This is a genomic window from Rubrivirga aquatilis, assembly GCF_046845665.1.
In the GTDB taxonomy this organism is placed as follows: Bacteria; Bacteroidota; Rhodothermia; order Rhodothermales; family Rubricoccaceae; genus Rubrivirga.
In genome coordinates this window covers 1,208,309-1,229,804 of record NZ_CP177355.1, presented here as the reverse complement: position 1 = coordinate 1,229,804, position 21,496 = coordinate 1,208,309, and the positions used below count along the sequence as shown (strand labels likewise).

General features: G+C 72.1%; 12 protein-coding genes. 7 read left to right on the top strand and 5 right to left on the bottom strand.

Features of this window, described 5'->3' with window-relative positions; genetic code table 11:
- Nucleotides 1–358: 358 nt before the first annotated feature.
- The gene (locus tag ACLII4_RS05310; protein ID WP_412069857.1) at nucleotides 359–2,386 is read right to left on the bottom strand and encodes a M13 family metallopeptidase; all 2,028 of its coding nucleotides are present in this window, start codon (nucleotides 2,384–2,386) and stop codon (nucleotides 359–361) included.
- Nucleotides 2,387–2,552: 166 nt separating this feature from the next.
- On the opposite strand from ACLII4_RS05310, the gene ACLII4_RS05305 reads away from it, so the two are divergent.
- Nucleotides 2,553–6,578, top strand: a complete 4,026-nt coding sequence (locus ACLII4_RS05305) for an ATP-binding protein (protein ID WP_412069856.1) — start codon at nucleotides 2,553–2,555, stop codon at nucleotides 6,576–6,578.
- 869 nt (nucleotides 6,579–7,447) lie between these two features.
- Here the strand turns inward: ACLII4_RS05305 and ACLII4_RS05300 are convergent.
- From ACLII4_RS05300 to ACLII4_RS05290, 3 genes are all read right to left on the bottom strand, one after another.
- A complete protein-coding gene (locus ACLII4_RS05300) occupies nucleotides 7,448–10,927 on the bottom strand; it encodes a response regulator (protein ID WP_412069855.1) in 3,480 nt (1,159 codons plus the stop codon).
- A gap of 89 nt (nucleotides 10,928–11,016) precedes the next feature.
- Nucleotides 11,017–11,757, bottom strand: a complete 741-nt coding sequence (locus ACLII4_RS05295) for a head GIN domain-containing protein (RefSeq protein WP_412069854.1) — start codon at nucleotides 11,755–11,757, stop codon at nucleotides 11,017–11,019.
- 90 nt (nucleotides 11,758–11,847) lie between these two features.
- Complete coding sequence (locus ACLII4_RS05290; RefSeq protein ID WP_412069853.1) at nucleotides 11,848–14,424, bottom strand: response regulator; 2,577 nt, start codon at nucleotides 14,422–14,424, stop codon at nucleotides 11,848–11,850.
- 261 nt (nucleotides 14,425–14,685) lie between these two features.
- On the opposite strand from ACLII4_RS05290, the gene clpB reads away from it, so the two are divergent.
- The 3 genes from clpB to ACLII4_RS05275 all read left to right on the top strand — a co-directional run bounded on the left by clpB (nucleotide 14,686) and on the right by ACLII4_RS05275 (nucleotide 17,924).
- Nucleotides 14,686–17,364 carry an ATP-dependent chaperone ClpB gene (gene clpB / locus ACLII4_RS05285; RefSeq protein WP_412069852.1) on the top strand — a complete coding sequence of 893 codons (2,679 nt, stop codon included), beginning with the start codon at nucleotides 14,686–14,688 and terminating at the stop codon, nucleotides 17,362–17,364.
- Nucleotides 17,365–17,389: 25 nt separating this feature from the next.
- Complete coding sequence (locus ACLII4_RS05280; protein ID WP_412069851.1) at nucleotides 17,390–17,590, top strand: DUF4160 domain-containing protein; 201 nt, start codon at nucleotides 17,390–17,392, stop codon at nucleotides 17,588–17,590.
- 85 nt (nucleotides 17,591–17,675) lie between these two features.
- On the top strand, nucleotides 17,676–17,924 hold the full coding sequence (locus ACLII4_RS05275; RefSeq protein WP_412069850.1) for a DUF2442 domain-containing protein: 249 nt from the start codon (nucleotides 17,676–17,678) through the stop codon (nucleotides 17,922–17,924).
- 21 nt (nucleotides 17,925–17,945) lie between these two features.
- On the opposite strand, the gene ACLII4_RS05270 is transcribed toward ACLII4_RS05275, so the two are convergent.
- Complete coding sequence (locus ACLII4_RS05270) at nucleotides 17,946–18,299, bottom strand: VOC family protein (RefSeq protein WP_412069849.1); 354 nt, start codon at nucleotides 18,297–18,299, stop codon at nucleotides 17,946–17,948.
- 175 nt (nucleotides 18,300–18,474) lie between these two features.
- Between ACLII4_RS05270 and ACLII4_RS05265 the strand changes: the two genes are divergently transcribed.
- From ACLII4_RS05265 to ACLII4_RS05255, 3 genes are read left to right on the top strand one after another with little or no spacing between them, the layout of a single operon-like run.
- A complete protein-coding gene (locus ACLII4_RS05265) occupies nucleotides 18,475–19,875 on the top strand; it encodes an OmpA family protein (protein ID WP_412069848.1) in 1,401 nt (466 codons plus the stop codon).
- 45 nt (nucleotides 19,876–19,920) lie between these two features.
- Nucleotides 19,921–20,385: a YybH family protein gene (locus ACLII4_RS05260; RefSeq protein WP_412069847.1), complete on the top strand. Its 465-nt coding sequence runs from the start codon at nucleotides 19,921–19,923 to the stop codon at nucleotides 20,383–20,385.
- A gap of 29 nt (nucleotides 20,386–20,414) precedes the next feature.
- The gene (locus ACLII4_RS05255) at nucleotides 20,415–21,458 is read left to right on the top strand and encodes a succinylglutamate desuccinylase/aspartoacylase family protein (RefSeq protein ID WP_412069846.1); all 1,044 of its coding nucleotides are present in this window, start codon (nucleotides 20,415–20,417) and stop codon (nucleotides 21,456–21,458) included.
- Nucleotides 21,459–21,496: the final 38 nt, after the last annotated feature.

Here is a 21,496-nt window from a genome sequence, read left to right as displayed (position 1 = left end):
GCAGACGCGAGTGCCGGTCGGTTACCGGCGCTCGGGGCGCGACCTCTCCTGGCCCGGACGGGCCATGCACATCATCATCCCCATGCTGCACATGGCGGCGCGAGAGAGGATGGGCGTGGAGAGGATCATGTTGGAAGGTGCGGCGGGATCGTCCGCCGGGCCCCAAGGTAGAGCCCCGACGGCATGGCCGCGCAAGGGGGGCCGCCGACAAATCGCCCGCCGGGGGCGGCGACCGGCCATTTCGGAGCCGCTCGCGCGGCCCCTTCGCGCCGCATTCACGAGCGAGCGGGCCCCCTCGTCGTGAGAAGGCCCGCTCGCAACGGGTCAGAGGCGGCCACGGCGCGCCGGACCCGGTCGGCTACCAGAGCACGATCCGCTCGTCCTCGGGGAGGTAGAGCGCGTCGCCGGGCTGCACGTCGAAGGCCTCGTAGAAGCCGGGGATGTGCGCGAGGGGGCCGTTCGCGCGGTACTCGCCCGGGCTGTGGGAGTCCGTCTGCAAGAGCTGGCGGAGGTAGGGCTCGCGGTGCGTGATGCGCCAGACCTGGGCCCAGCCCATGAAGAAGCGCTGGTCGCCCGTGAACCCGTCGATGACCGGCGCCTCCTCGGACGCCGAGACCGTGCCGTCGCCGTCGGTGTCGAGCGACAGGCGGTAGGCGCGGTAGGCCATCGTCAGGCCCGAGAGGTCGCCGATGTTCTCGCCGAGCGTCAGGCGGCCCTGCACGTTGGCGTCGGGGAACGGCGCGTAGCCGTCGTATTGGGCGACGAGCATGTCGCCGCGCGCGTCGAACTCGGCCCGGTCGGCCTCGGACCACCAGTCGCGCAGGTTCCCGTCGGCGTCGTACTGGCTGCCCGAGTCGTCGAACCCGTGCGAGTACTCGTGGCCGATGACGGCGCCGATGCCGCCGTAGTTGACCGCGTCATCCGCCTCGACGTTGAAGAACGGCGGCTGCAGGATGGCGGCCGGGAAGACGATCTCGTTGAAGGCCGGGTTGTAGTAGGCGTTGACGGTCTGGGGCGTCATGCCCCACTCCGTCCGGTCCGGCGCTTCGCCGAGCTTGGCGAGGTTGTCGGCGCGGCCCCAGGCCCGCGCCGAGCGGCCGTTGCCGACGAGGTCGGTCGCCGAGACCTCCAGCGCCGAGTAGTCTTCCCACTCGTCGGGGTGGCCGATCTTGTAGACGTAGTTCTCGAGCTTGTCGAGCGCCTCGGCCTTCGTCGCGTCGGTCATCCACGGGTTGCCGTGGATGGACTGGCGGAACGCCTCGCGAAGGTTCTCGATGAGCTCCGCCATTCGGTCGGCGGCAGCTTGGGGGTAGTGGCGGTCGACGTAGATGCGTCCGACGGCCTCGCCGAGCACGCCGGACGTAGCGCCGACGGCCTTCTTCCAGCGCGGGCGGTCTTGCTCCTGGCCGCTCAGCGTGCGGCCGTAGAAGTCGAACGAGGCCTGCCCGAAGGCGGCGGGAAGCTGGCCGGCGGCCTCGCTCAGCGTCCGGGCACGCGCGTACGTCTTCCACGTCTCGACCGGGACCTCGGCCATCAGGCTGTCCAGACCCGCCAGGAACGACGGCTGCCCGACGATCACGGAGTCCAGCGACGCGGGCAGGCCCATCGTCTCGGCCATCACGTCGAAGTGCAAGTTGGGGTACATCGCCAGGACGTCGGCGATCGCCATCGGGTTGTAGCGGGCCTCGGGGTCGCGGTTCTGGATCCGCGTCCACTGGTCCTCGGCGATCCGGGTCTCCAGCGCCAGGATGTCGCGCGCGGCCTCGGCGCCGCCGTCCCAGCCGGCCAGGTCGTAGAGCGTCTCGAGGTACGTCACGTACCCGGCGCGGGCGTCCGCGAAGCGATCTTCGAGGTAGTAGCTCTGGTCCGGGAGCCCGGTGCCGGACTGCCACAGCGTGAACACGTGGCGGTCGGAGTTCTTGGCGTCCACGCCCACGAACCCGGCGACGGGCGACGGGCCGTACGTCGCGCTGTTCTGGGCGAAGTACCGCGCCAGCGCCTCGGGCGAGTCGACCGCGTCGATGCGGTCGAAGTCGGGCTGGAGGGGCGTGATGCCGAGCGCCTCGACGCGCGCCGAGTCCATGTAGGCGGCGTAGTAGTCGCCCACCTTGCGGGCGTCGGGGTCCACGACGGCGCCCGTCGCGGCGTCCTCGATGATGGCGCGGACGTCTTCCTCGGACCGCTCGCGGAGCAGGTCGAAGGATCCGTAGCGCGAGCGATCGGCGGGGATCTCGACGGTGTCGAGCCAGGCGCCGTTGACGTAGCGGAAGAGGTCGTCCTGGGGGCGGACCGTGCGGTCCATGGCCTCGGTGTCGATGCCGAGCGAGCCCTGCGCGAAGGCCGGAGCGGCCAGGAGCGCGAGGGCGGTGAGGAGCAGTCGTCGCATGCGGAGCGGTGGGTGGTGTGTGGGGAAGGATAACGGGACCCGGCGCCCGACCGTGCCCCCGGCGCCCGCCCCGCGCCCGCCCCGCGCCCGCGTCAGCGCTCGCGTCGGGAGGGCCCTTGACTCTCGGGCCGCTTCACCGATACGAAGGGGACGCCCCGCCTCCTCCATGCGCCTCGCCCGTCTCGCCCTCGCCGCCGCCCTGCTCGCGACGGCCGGCTCCGTTGCCGCCCAGCAGTTTTCCGTCCGGACGTACGGTCTAGCCGACGGCTTGCCGCAGACGCGCGTCAACGACATCCTTCAGGGCCCGGCGGGCTACGTCTGGTTCGCCACCCAGGGCGGCGTCTCGCGGTTCGACGGCGTCGATTTCGTGACCTACACGGCCCAGAACGGGCTCCCTCGCAACTACGTCAGCGACCTCGAGATCGACCCTCGGGGTCGGCTGTGGGCGGCGACCGCGAACGGCGTCGCCGTCTTCGAACGGGGACGGTTCCGCACCGTCGCCGGGACCGCCCTCCAGAGCTATACGCATCGGCTCGCGGCCGACGGGCCCCGCATCTGGGCCGCGACCCAGCACCACGGCGCCCTCGTCATCGAGGGCGAGCGGGCCCGGGCCTTCGGACGGGCGCAAGGGCTCCCGAGCGACACCCTGCACGACCTCGCCGTCGCCGAAGGCGCCGTGTGGCTGGCGACGGCCGGGGGCCTGGCCCGCGTCCGCGACGGCCGCATCCGGACGGTCCCAACAGGCCTGTCCGAGCCGCCGACCACGCTCGCCGTCGCGGCGGACGGGGCGCTATGGGCCGCCAACTCGCGCGAGTTGGCGCGCGTCGTCGACGGCCGGGCCACGACCCGCGCCCTCCGGCCGTCCGACGGGCTCGCGGGCGAGATCCGGTCGCTGGCGGCCGACCCGGCCGGGCGTGTCTGGATCGGGACGTCGCTGGGCGACGTCGGGTGGCTCCCCGACACCGACCCGACCGCGCCGCTGGGCGCGCGCTACGGCGAGGCCAACGGCTTCCCCACGCGCGAGGTGCGCGCGTTGCACGTCGGGCGCGAGGGCGAGCTCTGGATGGGGCTCACCGGCCTGGGCGTCGGGCTGTTCATGGGCGAGGCGTTCGCCCACTTCGGCGCGGCCGACGGCCTCACCGAGCCTATCGTCTGGGCCTCGGCCCAGATCGACGGCGAAGTTTGGGTGGGCACGAATCGGGGCGCCTTCCGCAAGCGGGCGGGCAGCGCCTTCCGCCCGCTCTCCCTGTCCCCGGCCCCCGATGACACGCGCGTCAACGTCATCGAACGGACGTCGGGCGGCGACGTGTGGGTCGGGACGTACGCCGGCCTCCTGCGTCGGTACCCCGACGGCCGCCGCCGCCTCTACACCACGGCCGACGGGCTCGTCGCCGACTACGTCTACGACGTCGACGAGGGGCCGGACGGACGGATCTGGCTGGCGACGAACGCCGGCCTGTCGATCCTGTCGCCCGACGGCTCCATCGCGTCGTACACCCAAGCCGACGGCCTCCCCAACGCCTTCGTCAACGAGATCGCCTTCGACCGCGCCGGGCGTGCGCTGCTGGCGACCGACGGCGGGCTGGTCCGGATGCAGGGCGACCGGCTCACGATCGTCCCCACGGGCCGCCCCGACGACTCCGTGATCGCCGTCGCCCCGTTCCCCTCCGGGGCCGTCTGGGGCGGGCTCTACGACGCCGAACTGGTCTACTACGCGCCCGACGCCCCCGACACCCCCGTCCGCTTCCCGTTTACCGGCTCGCTCCTCGGGGCGACGGTCTACGCCGCCGCCGCTGGGCCCGACGGGGGCCTCTGGGTGGGCACGAACCGGGGCGTCGTCCGCTTCGACGTCTCGAACCCGACGCCGGGCCGGCCGTTGCCGTCGGTGACGTACACCGCCGAACAGGGGTTCACACCCATCGGCGCCAACTTCAAGGCGCTCCGCTGGGACGCCGCCGGCCGCCTGTGGATCGGGACCCCGGACGGCCTGACGCGCTTCGACCCGGCGCTCATGCCACCCACGAGCGCCCCGCCGGTCTACGTCACCGGCGTCCGCCTGGGCATCGGCGAGCGGCTCGCGGACCGGGCCGCCGGCGTCAACGCGCGCGGCCTGCCGGTCGGCCTCCGCCTCCCGTACGACCGGAGCCACCTCGCCATCGCCTTCACCGCGCTCACGCTTGCGGCTCCGGGCGGGCTCCGCTACCAGTACGCCATCGACCGGGCCGACGCCGACCGAGCCCCGTGGGGGCCCCTCCAATCGGGCCGCACGGCCGTCTTCCCGGAGTTGGCGCCCGGAGAGTACACGTTCCGCGTCCGCGCGCAGACCGACGACGGCGTGTGGTCGGCAGGCGAGGCGACGTTCCGGTTCGAAGTCGTCCCGCCTCTGTGGCGCCGGCCGTGGGCGCTCGCCCTGCTGGCGCTGGCGCTCGCGCTCGTGGTCGTCGGCGCGTACCGCTGGCGCACCCGGACGCTCCGCCTGCGGGGCCGCCAGCTGCGTCAGGCCGTCGACCACCGCACGGCCGAACTCCGGCGCGAGAAGGAGCGCGTAGAGGCCACCAACCTCGACCTGGCCGATGCGAGGGAGGAGGCGCTCGCGGCCGCCCGCGCCAAGTCCGAGTTCCTGGCCACCATGAGCCACGAGATCCGGACGCCCATGAACGGCGTCATCGGCATGACCGACCTGCTGCTCGACACGCCGCTCAACGACGACCAGCGCGACTTCGTCGAAACCATTCAGGTCTCGGGTGCCACGCTCCTGACGCTCATCAACGACATCCTCGACTTCTCGAAGGTCGAGGCGGGCAAGGTCGACCTCGAGCAGGTCCCGTTCCGGGTCCGCGACGTCATCGAGGACGCCATCGATCTGGTCGCCCCGATCGCCCGCGAGCACCGGGTCGACCTCGTCTACGCGCTGGCCGACGACGTGCCGACCTCGGTCCTGGGCGACGTCACGCGGGTGCGGCAAGTGTTGGTCAACCTGATGTCCAACGCCGTCAAATTCACCCCGCGCGGCGACGTGCGCGTCTCCGTGTCGGCCGAGCCCGACGGGCCCGGCTGGCGGCTCCGCGTGGCGGTCCGCGACACCGGAGTCGGCATCACCGAGGCCCAGCGCGGCCGCCTGTTCGAGGCGTTTACCCAGGCCGACGCGTCGACGACGCGGGAGTACGGGGGGACCGGGCTGGGCCTGGCGATCTGCCGCCGTCTGGTGGAGCTGATGGGTGGCGACATCGCGGTCGAGAGCACGCCCGCTCCCGCGCCCGGCCACGGTTCCACGTTCGCGTTCTCCATCCGCGTCGGCGCCGCCTACGCCCCGGCCCCCACCCCGACGCCCCTCCCTGGCGTGCACGTGCTCGTGGTGGACGACCACGCCGCGAGCGGCCAGATGGTTGCGCAGCACCTCGAGAGCGTCGGCGCCCGGGTCGTGCGCGCGGTGAGCGGCGAAGCGGCGATCCAGGCCGCGCGCCTGGCGGAGGCGGCCGGTCGGCCCTTCGCGGCCGTCGTTCTCGACACCCACCTGCCGGGCATCGACGGCGTCGGAACGGCGTGGGCCCTGCAACGCGTCCTCACGGTGCCCCCGGCGGTCGTCCTGCTCGGCGACTCCACGGAGGTCGAGGCCGGGGGCCCCGTCGCCGCCGCACTCCTCAAGCCCGCCCGCCGCGCCAAGCTCTGCCGAGTCGTGGCCCGGGCTGCCGAGGCGCCCGGCGCTCCCTCCGCCCCTCTCACGCCGGCTGCCCCCGTCCCGCAGCGCTCGACACGCATCCTGCTGGTGGAGGACAACCTCGTCAATCAGAAGGTGGCCCTGCGGACGCTCGAAGCCCTCGGCTACCGCGCCGACGTGGCCGCCGACGGCGTCCAGGCCGTCGACGCGGCCTGCGCGGCCGCCGCCCTTGGCGAGCCCTACGCCATCGTGTTGATGGACATCCAGATGCCCCACCTCGACGGCCACGCGGCGACCGGCCAGATCCGCGACCTCCTCGCCCACGCCGACCAGCCCTACGTCATCGCCCTGACGGCCAACTCGCTCGACGGCGACGCCGAGCGCGCTCTCGACGCGGGCCTGGACGCCTACCTCCCCAAGCCCCTCCGCCGCGCCGACCTTGCCGCCGCCCTCGAACGGGCCGAGCGCCACCCGACCGACGCGCCCACGATGCTCGTCCGCAACCCGCTCGCGCCGACCGCCCCTGTTACCTGAGCGCTTCGCGAGTCCGCCCATCTGTCGGCAAACGCCCAGCCGTAGCCTCGTGATACCCCACGCCGTGGGTGGAGCGCCCCCCACTGGCCCGAGCCTACCGACTGGTGCGAGCCCCCCTGCGGCGTCCCCTTTCTCTCTCGAACGCGGCCCTTGAGGGTCTCCGTCGGCGTGAGCGCTGGTGGCGCCAACAGACGTGCGCCAGCCTGACGACCCGCGCTAGGCGAGGACGTTCGGTGCGCCAGCGTACGCCGGCCTGCTGGCGCGAGCCCCATCTGCAGCATCCCCTCCACCTCGGGTGAGCAGGGCCACTACATGCTGCGCGGGCCCCTCCTCCCCGGGAGAGGCCCGGTGACGCGCACAGGGCTACGGAGGCGGCGTCGGAGCACGGCCGGGTGAACCCCCGCCTTCTCGGGGATGACTCAAACGCGGTGAATGGGCTTCCCAAGCAGTTTTGGAGCGAACGCGAGGGATCGAGGCGCCGAGTTCACAAGTCATAAGGACCGACTCTTCCCGCGTGGGCTCCGCGTTGTGACCCTTCACTGTGTTGGCTGCACCTTCCCTTCAGGCAGGATGAGACGTCTGGAGAGGGCGGAGCTAGAACGTTTCAGCTCTGCCTCGGGAGAGAGCCAAGGCGAGGGTGCCGTCCGGCTGCCTGCTGGCGTGCAACGCCCCCTACACACCCTTCCCCTCCAACACGGCTCCCCGCGCTGCAACCGAGCTCTCCGCCTCTGCAACGCGACGTACCACCCCTGCAACGCGACGTACCACCCCTGCAGTCACGCTCATCCTCGCTGGTACCCGGCCGTACATCAGCCAGGAGATAGGCCCACACATCTCGCAGGGATCCGCCGAGCCCTGCACGCCCACCGCTACGCCCGGACGGAGCGCAACGCGCGCCGCGCGCGCTCGACGGCCCCCCGGATGCCATCGAGCTGGACCGGCTTCGACAGGTAGTCGTCGGCCCCCGCCTCCAGGCACGCCTCGCGGTCCCCCTCCATCGCGTTCGCCGTCAGCGCGACGATGTGCGGCTGCGAGGCCAGCGACAGCGACCGGATCGCCCGCGTCGCCGTCATCCCGTCCATCTCCGGCATCTGGACGTCCATGAACACCACGTCGTAGCCCTGCCCGTGCGCCGCCTGGCGCGTGACGGCCTCGACGGCCTCGACGCCGTTCGCGACCACGTCGGCCCGGATCCCGACCCGCTCGAGCAGGCGCGTGGCCACCTTCTGGTTGACCAGGTTGTCCTCCGCCAGCAGCACCCGCAGCGTCGGGCCCGAGGGCGCCGTCTCGGCCTTCACCACGCCCCGAGCGACCCAGGCCGTCGGCTCGGTGGGCGCGGCGACGGCTGGCGCGGGACGGTCTTCGAAGGCGCCGATCAACACGTCGTAGAGTTGGGAGGGCTTGGTCGGCTTGTAGAGCACCGCGTGGACGCCCGCCGCGCGGGCCCGCTCGCGGAGGTCGCTCCCGCGATGGATCGATGTCAGCATCACCATCACCGGCGGCTGGCCCGGCTGGATGTCCAGGGTCTGGGCGACCTCGATGCCGTCCATGCCCGGCATCTGCATGTCGAGCAGGATCAGGTCGTACGGGCGGCCCTCCGCCTTGGCCTGGGAGACGGCCGCGATGGCCTCAGGGCCCGAGCGGACCTCGTCGGGTGCCATCCGCCAGCGCGACGACAGGCGCGTCAGGATCTCCCGGTTCACTTCGTTGTCGTCGACGACGAGCACGCGGCGGCCTTCCAGGGCCGGCTGCTCGCGCTGCAGGAACACGCGGCGCTTGGAGGCCGCGACGGTGGTGGGGATGGAGAACCCGAACGTGGACCCCTCCCCGACGACGCTGGACACGCTCATCTCCCCCCCCATCATCCCGACGAGCCGGCGGCAGATCGCCAGGCCCAGACCGGTCCCCCCGTACTCCCGCGTCGTCGAGGCGTCCGCCTGCGAGAAGCTCTCGAACACGGCCTCCAGCTTCCCCGGCGCGATCCCGATCCCCGTGTCCTCCACCGAGAACGTCACCTCGGCCGCGCCCCCCACCGCCGCGTCCGGCGGGGCCCCGTCGACCCGCACGCACACCGACCCCTCCCCGGTGAACTTCACCGCGTTCGAGAGCAGGTTCACCAGCACCTGCCGCACCCGCGTCACGTCGCCCACGACCGCCCGCGGGGCCCCGTCCCCCACCACGTACGCCAGCTCCACCCCCTTCTCGGCCGCCCCCTGGGCCACCAGGTCCAGCGCGTCCTCGACCGTCGAGGCCACCTCGAACGGGGCCTCCTCGAGCGAGAGCATCCCGGCCTCGATCTTCGAGAAGTCCAGGATGTCGTTGATGATCGTCAGGAGCGCGTCGCCCGACGTCCGGATGGTCTCCACGAAGTCCCGCTGCTCCGGGTCGAGCGGCGTCTCCAGGAGCAGGCTCGTCATCCCGACGACCCCGTTCATCGGCGTCCGGATCTCGTGGGACATGTTGGCCAGGAACTCCGACTTCGCACGGGTCGCCGCCTCCGCCGCCTCCTTGGCCGCCTCGGCGGCCTCCTTCGCCGCCTCGGCGGCGGCGTGGGCCTCGACGAGGGCGACCTCGGCCTCCTTGCGCTCGGTGATGTCGCGCATGACGGAGACGAGGCCGACGACCTCGCCCGTGTCGTCGTGGAGCGGCACCTTGGTGCACTCCTTCCAGCCCTCGCCGAACGTCCGCTCGGCCTCGACGGCGACGAGCGCCTCGTCGGTATCCATCACGCGCATGTCCTCGGCGTGGGCGGCCTCCGCGAGCTCGCGCGGCGCGCCCGTCTCCAGCAGCGTCAGTCCCACCGACTCCTCGACGGTTTGGTAGCCCATGATGTGGGCGTCGGCGAGGTTGCGCGTCAGGCAGCGGCCCTCGCGGTCCTTGACGGTGATGCAGTCGGGGATGGCGTCGATGACCGTCCGGAGCAGGCGCTGGCCGTGCTCGAGCTCGCGGCGGCGGGCCTCGGCGGCGGCGCGGGCGGCCTCGGCGGCGTCGCGCGCGTCGCGGAGCGCGGCTTGGACGGCCTTCTGGGCCGTGATGTCGCGGGAGACGCCCACGAGGCCCGAGACCGTCCCGTCGGGATCGCGGAGGGGCACCTTGGTGGTGAGCAGCCAGCCGCCGCTGGCGTCGCGCTCTTCCTTGTCGCGGAGCGCTCGGCCCGTCCGGATGACGGTGAGGTCGTCGGCGGAGGCGGTCAGCCCGAACCCCTCGATGTCGGAGACGGTGGCCTCGTCGTTGGCCCGCTGGCGCCAGACCTCGGCGTCCGTCGTGCCGATGGCGTCGTCGGGGTTCGCGAACCCCAGCGAGGCCGCGCTGGCGACGTTGCGCAACGTGCCTCGGCCCTGGACGTCCTTGACGTAGATGTGGTCTGGGATGGTGTCGATGACGGTCTGGAGCAGGCGCCGCTGAGCCTCGACCTCGGCGCGGCTCCGCTTCTGCTCCGTTACGTCGCGCGTCACGCCGACCAGCCCGACAACGGCGCCGGAGTCGTCGCGGAGCGGGATCCGCGAGGTCACGATCCAGCCGGTCTCGCCGCCGAAGGCGTACGGTTCCTCGTAGTCGATCTCGGCCTCGCCGGTCCGCATCACGCGGTCCTCCTCGGCCCAGTAGTCGGCGGCGACCTCGGGGTCCTCGGAGGTGTCGAAAACGGTCAGCCCGACGGCCTCCGACGGGTCGTCCAAGCCGAGGTAGTCGGCGCTGTACTTGTTGCGGACCAGGCACCGGCCCTCGCGGTCCTTGACGTAGACGTGCTCGGGGATGGCGTCGATGACGGTCCGCAGGAGGCGGCCCCGCGCGTCGAGCTGGTCGCGCTGCTCGCGCAGCGCGAGCCGGGTCTGGACCTGGGCCATGGCGGCGGCCGACCCCAGGAAGGCCAGCAGCACGTAGCAGGCGCCCACCAGCATGCCACTCTCGAACGGCGCCCCCGACACGGCGAGCGACGCCAGCAGCGACACGGTCAGCGACACCGCGGCCACCCACACGCCGCGGATCGAACGCGCGTACGGGGTGATCGCCAAGACGGTCGCGCTGCCGGCCGTCAGCACGCCCACGATCCACGCGCTGTCGAGCCCGTTGCGCACGCCGAGCCATGCGAAGTAGATGACCAGCCCGCACGAGGCGACCAGGGCGAGCGTCCAGACCGACCGCCGGACGGCCCGGTTGACGAACGTCAGCGCCAGCAAACCCGCCATCAGCGAGGCATAGGCGAGCCGGAGCGCCAGCGGGTCGTAGTAGGTCGGGTCGATGGCCTGGTAGATGAACCAGAACAACGGGACGGCCATCGCTGCGACGCCCAGCATCCAGCGGAAGGCGAGGAGGGTGGCAGAGGGCGCAGGGGCGGACAGACGGGGCACAGGCCGAGCGGTGGGACCCGTCGGGTATCGGTTGCCCCGGACGCGTCTAAACCGACCTGCCCGTCACTCTTGCGTTCCGTTCCAGCGGACTAGCGTCTGCCGGGCCCGTCGCCGGCGCGGACGACGTCGCCGGAGCCCATGATCGACTGGGAGACCTCGGGCGAGCCGTAGTACCGCACGTCGCCGGAGCCCATTACGGACACGTCGAGGCTCTTGGCGGCCCGGACCGTCACGTCGCCCGACCCGGCCACGGCGACCTCGACATCGGCGGCGGCGAGCGCCCCGGCGTCCACGTCGCCCGAGCCCGCGATGTCGACCGACACGCGCTCGGCGGTGCCGCCGACGACCACGCCGCCCGACCCGGCCACCGACACCTCGAGAGAGGCGGCCTCCAGACCCATCATCGACACGTCGCCGCTCCCGCCGATCGACACGGCGACGGTCTCCGAGCGGACGCCGTCGGCCTCGATGCGCCCCGAGCCCGCGATGTCAAGGCTCTCCAGCCGGTCCGCGCCGACGGTCATACGGAGGTCGAGGTCGGTCTGGAACGACTCGCCGCGCGGGGCGCGGAGCGTCAGCACGCCGCCGTCGACGTCCACCACGAGCGCCTCGACGACGTTGTCGTCGCCCTCGATCCGGAGCGGGGCCGCGCCGGGCGTCACCACGAGCACGCCGGGGACCGCCAGCCGCACGCCGTCGATGCCCGACACGTCGACCGTGCGCGAACCGGACACGCCGGAGCCCTCGACCGTGGACCCGCTCCAGCCGACGTTGAAGCAGCCGGCGAGGGCGGCGATGGCGAGGGCAGCGAGGAACGTGAGGCGGAGCATGGGACGGCGGGCAGGTGTCGGCCTGCTACGGGGCGACCTCCGGCCGGTTGCGACACCGAGAGACCCTCGCCAGGGGGCAGGGCTCCTGTCCTATCCCACGACCGGCACCCCGACGGCGGACAAGGCGGCGCGCTCGACGGCCCCCCGGATGCCATCGAGCTGGACCGGCTTCGACAGGTAGTCGTCGGCCCCCGCCTCCAGGCACGCCTCGCGGTCCCCCTCCATCGCGTTCGCCGTCAGCGCGACGATGTGCGGCTGCGAGGCCAGCGACAGCGACCGGATCGCCCGCGTCGCCGTCATCCCGTCCATCTCCGGCATCTGGACGTCCATGAACACCACGTCGTAGCCCTGCCCGTGCGCCGCCTGGCGCGTGACGGCCTCGACGGCCTCGACGCCGTTCGCGACCACGTCGGCCCGGATCCCGACCCGCTCGAGCAGGCGCGTGGCCACCTTCTGGTTGACCAAGTTGTCCTCCGCCACGAGCACCCGCAAGGCGGGGCCGTCGGCCGGGGACACGGGGGAGGGTCGGGCCACCCAGGCCGTCTGGGGTGCGGGAGCCTCGCTCCCCGAAAGCGCTTGGACGAGAGCGTCGTGGAGCTGGCGGTGCCGGGGCGGTTTGCCGAGCAGCACCGCGACGCCAGCTGCCGTCGCTCGGGCGCGGACCGTCGTGGTCCGGGCCTCGCCCGTGAGCCCCACGACCGGCGGCGACGACGGCAGCGACCCCAGCACGGCGGAGACCTGGTGCCCCTCCATCCCCGGCGTCTGCATGTCCAACACGATCCCGTCGAAGGGCGTCTCGCAAGCGGCCGCCCGGGCCGCGACGGCGATGGCCTCGGCACCGGACGGGGTGCCGACCGGCTCCAGCCCCCACGATGCGACAAGGTCGAGCGTCGTCGCCCGCACGACGTCGTCGGGGATGGCCACGAGCACGCGGCGACCAGCGAGCACGGGGGCCGGCGCAAGCGCCGGCGACGGCTCTGGAGCGACAACGACGGGGATGGAGAACCCGAACGTGGACCCCTCCCCGACGACGCTGGACACGCTCATCTCCCCCCCCATCATCCCGACGAGCCGGCGGCAGATCGCCAGGCCCAGACCGGTCCCCCCGTACTCCCGCGTCGTCGAGGCGTCCGCCTGCGAGAAGCTCTCGAACACGGCCTCCAGCTTCCCCGGCGCGATCCCGATCCCCGTGTCCTCCACCGAGAACGTCACCTCGGCCGCGCCCCCCACCGCCGCGTCCGGCGGGGCCCCGTCGACCCGCACGCACACCGACCCCTCCCCGGTGAACTTCACCGCGTTCGAGAGCAGGTTCACCAGCACCTGCCGCACCCGCGTCACGTCGCCCACGACCGCCCGCGGGGCCCCGTCCCCCACCACGTACGCCAGCTCCACCCCCTTCTCGGCCGCCCCCTGGGCCACCAGGTCCAGCGCGTCCTCGACCGTCGAGGCCACCTCGAACGGGGCCTCCTCGAGCGAGAGCATCCCGGCCTCGATCTTCGAGAAGTCCAGGATGTCGTTGATGATCGTCAGGAGCGCGTCGCCCGACGTCCGGATGGTCTCCACGAAGTCCCGCTGCTCCGGGTCGAGCGGCGTCTCCAGGAGCAGGCTCGTCATCCCGACGACCCCGTTCATCGGCGTCCGGATCTCGTGGGACATGTTGGCCAGGAACTCCGACTTCGCACGGGTCGCCGCCTCCGCCGCCTCCTTGGCCTCGACGAGCGCGACGGCAGCGCGCTTCTGGTCCGACACGTCGCGCGAGACGCCGACGAGCCCGACGATGTCGCCGTCCTCGGTCCGGAGCGGCACCTTGGTGGTCAGTAGCCAGTCGCCGTTGGGCGTCTGCTCTTCGAGGTTCTCGATGGCGCGGCCGGTCCAGACGACGCGCAGGTCTGCGGCGGCGATGGCGCGGCTGTACGCGGCCGGGAGGTCGGCGTCCAAGATGGTGTCCCCGACGGACGCGGCGGGGTCGGCGTAGCCGAGAGAGATGGCGCTGGCGAGGTTTCGCAAGGTGGCCCGGCCCTCGCGATCCTTGACGTAGATGTGGTCCGGAATGGTGTCGATGACCGTCCGCAGCAGCCGCTCGTTGGCTGCGACGGCGTCGCGCTGTGCGGTGAGGGCGTCGCGGCTCTCCTGAACGGCGCCGAGCATTCGGAGCCGCGTCACGCCAGCCCCGTAGAGGGCGGCCGTGCCGAAGACCACGACGGCGGCGAAGTTGGCGAACGGGAGGAGGAGCCCGCCCACCGGTGGCGGGGTCAGAGCCACAGGGACGAGCAGCGCGGCGGCCAGGCCCGTCAGGGTCCCGAGCACCGCACGTGAGGTCGGCGCGTAAAGGGCCACAACGAGGCCGGAGACGAGCAGCAGCAGGCACAGACCGGCCGCCCACGGCGCCGGGAGTCCGTTCTTGACGGCCGTCCACGAGAAGTACGCCGCGATCAGGTAGATGACGCTGATCATCACCACCCGGACGTGGCGGCGCACCCGGTCGTCGACGTAGGTCAGCGCCAGCACGAGCACGGCGATGCCCGAGATCGCGAGGCGGTACTCGAGCGGGTCGTCGTAGACGAGCCCAGCCATCTGATCGAGCACCCAGAACGCCGGAACCGCGACGGCTCCGAGGAGGATCGTGGCGCGGTGCGCGCGGAGGTCGATCGGGGTCGGGTCGGGCACGGGCGAGCAGGTGAGCCGACCCGGTATCGGCGGGGACCGAGCCAGGCTCAACTACGGGGCGGAGCCGGGGCCGGTCGGGCACCCGGGGGTCGGGCGCCAGCCGCCTCCCTTTTGCAGGGCGCCGAGGGGGCTTTGTGGAAACACGCCCAATAACGGCTGACATCATGGCAGATCCCACCGCTGCGGCACGCCGTTCGCTCCACCGCGTTCGACACCGACCGATGGCGGGCCGTCCCGCCGACTCCATTCAGCAATCCACCCATGAACCTCCAGAAGTTTACCGTCAAGGCCCAGGAGGCCGTCCAGCGCGCCAGCGAGATCGCGCAGTCCAAGAACCACCAGGGCATCGAGCCGCCGCACCTGTTGCAGGCGTTTTTGCAGGACGAGGGCGGGCTCGTCCCCACCCTGCTCTCGCGTCTGGGCGCGAACGAAGACACGCTCGCGGCGCTCGCCGCGCGTGCCGTCGACAAGCTGCCGACCGTGACCGGGTCGTCGGTCTCTGGCCAGTACGTCGGGACCGAGCTCAACAAGGCGTTCGACCGCGCGCTCGCGGAAGCCGAGGCGCTGGGCGACGAGTACGTCGCCTCCGAGCACCTCTTGCTGGCGCTCGCCGAGGGCGGGGGCGCGACGGCGAACGCGCTCCAGAGCCAGGGCGTGACGAAGGACACGCTCCTCGGCGTGCTGCAGCAGGTGAGGGGCGGGCAGCGCGTGCAGGACCCGTACGCCGAGTCCAAGTACGACGCGCTCAACCGCTACGCGCGTGACCTCAACGAGGCCGCCCGTAAGGGCCAGATCGACCCGGTGATCGGGCGCGACGACGAGATCCGCCGCGTGCTCCAGATCCTGAGCCGGCGCACCAAGAACAACCCCGTGTTGGTCGGCGAGCCGGGCGTCGGCAAGACAGCGATCGCCGAGGGGCTGGCGATCCGGATCGTCGAGGGCGACGTGCCGGAGGGGCTGGCGTCGAAGACCGTGATGGCGCTCGACATGGGCGCGCTGATCGCTGGCGCCAAGTACCGGGGTGAGTTCGAGGACCGCCTCAAGGCCGTCGTCAAGGAGGTCGCCCAGGCGGACGGCGAGATCATCCTGTTCATCGACGAGATCCACACGCTCGTCGGCGCCGGCGGCGGGGAGGGCGCGATGGACGCGGCCAACATCCTGAAGCCGGCGCTCGCGCGCGGCGAGCTCCGCGCGATCGGCGCGACGACGCTCGACGAGTACCAGAAGTACTTCGAAAAGGACAAGGCGCTGGAGCGGCGCTTCCAGATGGTCCTCGTCGCCGAGCCGTCCGTGCCCGACACGATCGCCATCCTGCGCGGCATCAAGGACCGCTACGAGGTGCACCACGGCGTCCGCATCACCGACGGCGCGATCGTGGCCGCCGCCGAGCTGTCGGACCGCTACGTCTCCAACCGCTTTTTGCCCGACAAGGCCATCGACTTGGTCGACGAGGCCGCGTCGCGCTTGCGCATCGAGATCGACTCGACGCCCGAAGCCCTCGACTCGATCGAGCGCGAGATCCGCCAGCAGGAGATCGCGCGCGAGGCCGTCAAGCGCGAGAGCGACGAGGCCCAGGAGGCCGCCATCACCGAGCAGCTCGCGAACCTGGAAGAAGAGCGCGACCGGCTGCGCGCGCGCTGGGAGCAGGAGCGCGACCTGGTGACGACCATCAAGGAGTCTAAGGCCGAGATCGACCGGCTCAAGACGGAGGCGGCCGACCTGGAGCGCCACGGCGACTTTGCGCGCGTGGCCGAGATCCGCTACGGCGACATCCCCGGCCTACAGGAGGCCATCGACACGGCGACGGCGCGGCTGGCGGAGGTCCAGCAGAACGGGGCCATGCTCAAGGAGGAGGTCGACGCCGAGGACATCGCGGACGTGATCTCGCGAGCGACCGGCATCCCGGTCTCCAAGATGCTCGAGACCGAGCGCGCCAAGCTGCTCCACCTCGAGGACGAGATCGAGAAGCGCGTCGTGGGCCAGCCCGAGGCCGTCGAGGCCGTGGCGAACGCCGTCCGGCGCTCGCGCGCGGGCCTGCAGGAGGGCAACCGGCCGCTCGGCTCGTTCATCTTCCTGGGCACGACGGGCGTCGGCAAGACGGAGCTGGCGAAGGCGCTCGCCGAGCAGCTCTTCGACGACGACCACGCGCTCGTGCGGATCGACATGTCGGAGTACCAGGAGCGCCACACCGTCTCCCGTCTCGTCGGCGCGCCTCCCGGCTACGTCGGCTACGACGAGGGTGGCCAACTCACCGAGGCGGTCCGCCGCCGGCCGTACTCGGTCGTGCTGCTCGACGAGTTCGAAAAGGCGCACCCGGAGGTCTACAACGTGCTCCTCCAGGTGCTCGACGACGGGCGGCTGACGGACTCGAAGGGCCGCGTGGTCGACTTCTCGAACACGATCATCATCATGACCTCGAACCTCGGCTCGGAGCTGATCACCCAGAAGCTGGGCCCCGACCGCGACGTGTCCGAAGCCGAGATGGACGCCGTCCGCATGGAGCTGCTCGGACTGCTCCGCCAGCGCCTGCGGCCCGAGTTCTTGAACCGGATCGACGAGACCGTCGTGTTCCGGCCGCTCGGTCGGGCGCAGATCCGGCAGATCGTCGAGATCCTGTTCGAGAACACGCGCCGGCTGGCCGAGCGGCAGGGCATACGGCTGGTGCTGACGGACGCGGCCAAGGACGCGCTCGCGGCCGAGGGCTTCGACGCGGCGTTCGGCGCGCGGCCCCTCAAGCGCGTGCTGCAGCGGCTGATCGCGAACCCCCTCGCGGAGCAGATCCTGGGCGGGCTCGTCGGCGACGGCGACGCCGTACTGGTGGAGGCGGCGCCTGGCGGCGGGGTCACGCTGGAGACCGTCCCGGCAAGCGAGGCGGACGCCCGGCTCGGCGCCCCCGCCGACCGCGAGCCGGGGCTGATGGCGCCAGCAGGGGAGGCGTAGCGATCATGGGCATCCGTACGAGGGCGTGTCAGCCCTCGTACGGATGCCCGCGATCTCGTTTTTCTACGGCCTCGTCGTCTACCTCGACTACTTCGACGAGGGGCAGCACCACGCGCCGCACATCCACGTCAAGTACCAAGGCGAGGAGGTGGTCTTGCGGATCCCCGACGGCGAGGTGCTGGATGGGACGCTCCCCCGCCGCAAGCTGAAGCTGGCGCAGGCCTGATGGAGATCCACGCTGAGGAGTTGGAGGCCAACTGGGCCTTGGCCGTGTCCGGCGAACCCGTCTTCAAAATCGACCCTCTCCGCCGATGGCCCTCTACACGATCACATCGGCCCACCCGCTCCCCGGAGGCGTGCTTCATGTCCAGTTTGCGTCGGGAGAGGAGCGACGGTTCGACACCCGACCGTACCAGCGGGGCGCGTTCTTCGAGCGGCTTGCCGACCCGGCGTACTTCGCCCAGGTTCGGGTCGAGGCGGGGACGGTGACGTGGCCCGAGGGCCACGACTTCGATCCGGGGACGGTCTACGCGCGGGGCACCGCGCCGGAGACGGCGTAGGTCGTTGCCAAAACGGACGGGCTACCCGGTAGTCCACACCGCCAGTTCGTTGCCGCTCGGGTCCAAGAAGTGGAAGCGGCGGCCACCGGGGAAGTCGAACGGGGGCGTCGAGATGGTGCCCCCGGCGGCCTCTACGGCGGCGATGCTGGCGGGCAGGTCGCCGGAGTAGAGGATGACGAGCGGGCCGCCGGCGCTCACGGCCTCGGCCTGCGCCAGCCCGCCGACTTCGCCGTCCCCGTCGGGCCGCTGGATGCCCGCGTAGGTCGGGCCGAAGTCGGTGAAGGCCCAGCCGAAGGCAGCGGTGTAGAACCGCTTGGCCTCCGCTAGGTCGAGGACGGTGAACTCGATATAGTCGATGGCGTGGTGCGTGTGCATGGCGGGCAGCGGGGAAGGCGCGGCAACCTAGCGCGCTCGCCCCAGAGGTGGCTCCGCCAGCCGACGGGGCGCGAGGCGTTCAGGCTTGCGGACGCCGCCCGCGACGGGCGGGGCGCATGACCAGATCCGGGCTCGAATCAGGTACTTAAGAGCAGCCCCACTCCAGGCCGTTCTGATGCCCCGCCTCCCGCTCCTCGCCGCCATCCTCCTGTCCCTCGTCGCCGCCGATACGGCCGACGCCCAGATCTGGCGGCGGGCCCGCGACGCCGCCCAGCGTGGTGCCGAGCGCGCTGTCGAGCGGCAGGCCGAGGAGCGCGCCCGCCGCGCGGCCGACGCCGCCATCGACGGGCTGTTCGACGCGGGCGAGGAGGCCGCCCGGTGCGTGTTCACCGACGAGACCTGCATCCGCGAGGCGCAAGGCCGCGGCGAGAGCGTCGTGCTGACCGACGCCGACGGCGCGCCGGTCGACCGCTCCGGCGCGCCGGTCACGGCCGACAACGCCTCCGACGCCGTGGTCCGCTCGGCCCCCGGGACTGGTGGGGCCGCGAGCGGAGCCGCCAGCGCCTCGGCCCGTCCCGGCGACGGCGCGTGGGCGAACTACGACTTCGTCCCCGGGGACCGGCCCCTGCTGATCGAGGACTTCGAGTCCAGCCGCGTCGGCGACGTGCCGCGCCGGGTCGACTTTCATGAGGGGGTGATGGAGGTCGTCTCCGAGGGGGGCAACCAGATGCTCCGCTTCGCCGACGCCAGCGCCATCGCGTTCCCGCTCCCGGAGACGCTGCCCGAGCGGTTCACCATCGAGTTCGAGGTCTACAGCGCCGACGACTGGAACAGCGTGGTGCTCGGGACCGGCCCGCTCACCGAGGCCGACGGCGACTACTCGTGCTTCCACGGCGACTTGCGAGGCCACCAGGCCGCCGAGTTTCGCGTGGGAAGCTTTTTCGAGACCGGCGTCTCGTCGGCGACGGGCGGGAGCTCGCTCCAGAACCAGTCGGCCCACGAAGAAGGGATGGTCCCCGTCCGCATCGCCGTCGACGGGAGCTACGTCAAGATGTACGTCGGTGAGAATCGGGTCGCGAACGTGCCGAATGCCGACGTGCAGCGGACGAACCGGCTCCTCGTGACGGCCTGCGGCGAGCTCGCGGCGACCGACGACGAGCGGAGCGGGCCCGTCCTGATCGACAACCTGCGCGTCGCGGCGGGCGGGCGCGAGTCCATCTACGACCGGCTCCAGGCCGACGGGCGGCTAGCCCTCGGTGGGCTCCTGTTCGACACCGCCAGCGCCACCCTGCGGCCCGAGTCCACGCCCACACTGCAAGACCTGGTACGGACGCTCCAGCAGAACCCGGCGCTCCGGCTCCGCGTGGAGGGCCACACCGACGACCGGGGCGCGGCCGACGCCAACCGGCGGCTCAGCGAACAGCGCGCCCAGTCCGTCGTGGCCTGGCTGACGGGCGAGGGCGTGGCCGCGAACCGGCTCGAAGCGGTCGGGGTGGGGCCGGAGCGGCCGGTCGCCAGCAACGACACGGCGGAGGGCCGGGCGCAGAACCGGCGCGTCGAGGTGGTCCGGCTGTAGCGCGCGGCGGCGGGCGCTACGTTTCGGCCCCCCTCCTCCCGCTCCGTGCGCGCACTCACCCTCCTCGCCCTGCTCCTCGTCTCCGCTCGCGCCGACGCCCAGGCCGTCGTGGTCGCGGGCGACGCGGCCGACATCGTCGCCATCGCCGAACAGTCCAAGGCGCTATCGGCGGCCTACGTCGCGGGCGACATCGACGCGCTGGTAGCGGTCTACGCCGAGGACGGGATCGCGGCGCCGGGCGGGCGCGACTTTATCCGGGGCTACGAGGCGCTCCGAGCGTTCTGGACGCTGCCCGAGGGGCGCGTGGTCACGCGGCACCAGGCGGTCGCCGAGGAGCTGCGCATCGCGGGCGACCTGTGCTACGACTGGGGCTACTACGAGGGCGAGATGGAGATCGACGGCGAGGCCCGACCGGCTTTCCGGGGCAAGTACCTCATCGTGTGGCAGCGCGACGCCGACGGCGTCTGGCGGATCGCCCACGACATGTGGAATTCGCTCCCTGCGGACTGATCCGGCCGCCGAAACCCGTAGTCTGTGGGATGGACACGCCCCTCCCCGAGCCGCTCGTCATCGGCGGCACCGAGGTCCCGCGCGGGACGCGCACCACGGTCCGCCTGCCCATCGCCCCGCTCTACACGCTGGCGGCGATGGCGATGCCGGTGCACGTGGTGCGCGGGCGGCGCGACGGGCCCCGGCTGTTCGTCTCGGCGGCCATCCACGGCGACGAGATCCTAGGCGTCGAGATCATCCGGCGGCTGCTGGGTCTGGGCCTCCTCAAAAACCTCCGGGGGACGCTGATCGCCGTGCCCGTCGTCAACGTGTACGGGTACACGGCGCGCTCGCGGTACCTCCCCGACCGGCGCGACCTCAACCGCTCGTTCCCCGGCTCGCCAACCGGCTCCATGGCCAGCCGCCTCGCGAACACGTTCATGACGGAGATCGTGGCGAACGCGACGCACGGCATCGACCTGCACACGGGCGCCATCGACCGAACGAACCTTCCGCAGGTGCGCGTGTCGCTGGACCAGGAGGACGCCGTCGAGATGGCGCGGCGCTTTCGGGTGCCGCTCATCCTCCACGCCAACCTGCGCGACGGCTCCATGCGCCAGACGGTCCTGGAGCACGGCGTGCCCGTCCTGCTCTACGAGGCCGGCGAGGCGCTCCGGCTCGACGAGCGGGCCGTCCGGATCGGGCTCCGCGGCGTCGTCTCGGTGATGCGCGGGCTGGGGATGCTGCCCAACACGGCGCCGACGCGCGTCATCGAGCCGCTCCTTGCACGGAGCAGCGGCTGGACGCGCGCCGAGGAGAGCGGGACGCTCCAGATGACGCGCGACATCGGCGACTTGGTCGAGGAGGGCGAGCAGGTGGGCACGCTCACGGCGCCGCTGGGCGACGTCTCGGTCCCCGTCCTCTCGCGCGACTCGGGCCTCATCATCGGCAAGACGCAGCTGCCGCTGGTGTACGAGGGCGAGGCGCTGTTCCACGTCGCCCGGCTGGAGGCGCCGGACACGGCGGAGCAGCGGCTCTCGACCTACGAGGGCCGCCTCTCCAGTTGGCGCGAGCCGGTCGAGGCCGACCACTAGAGCACCCGCCAGGTGGTTCTTGAACGGGTCTAGAGGCC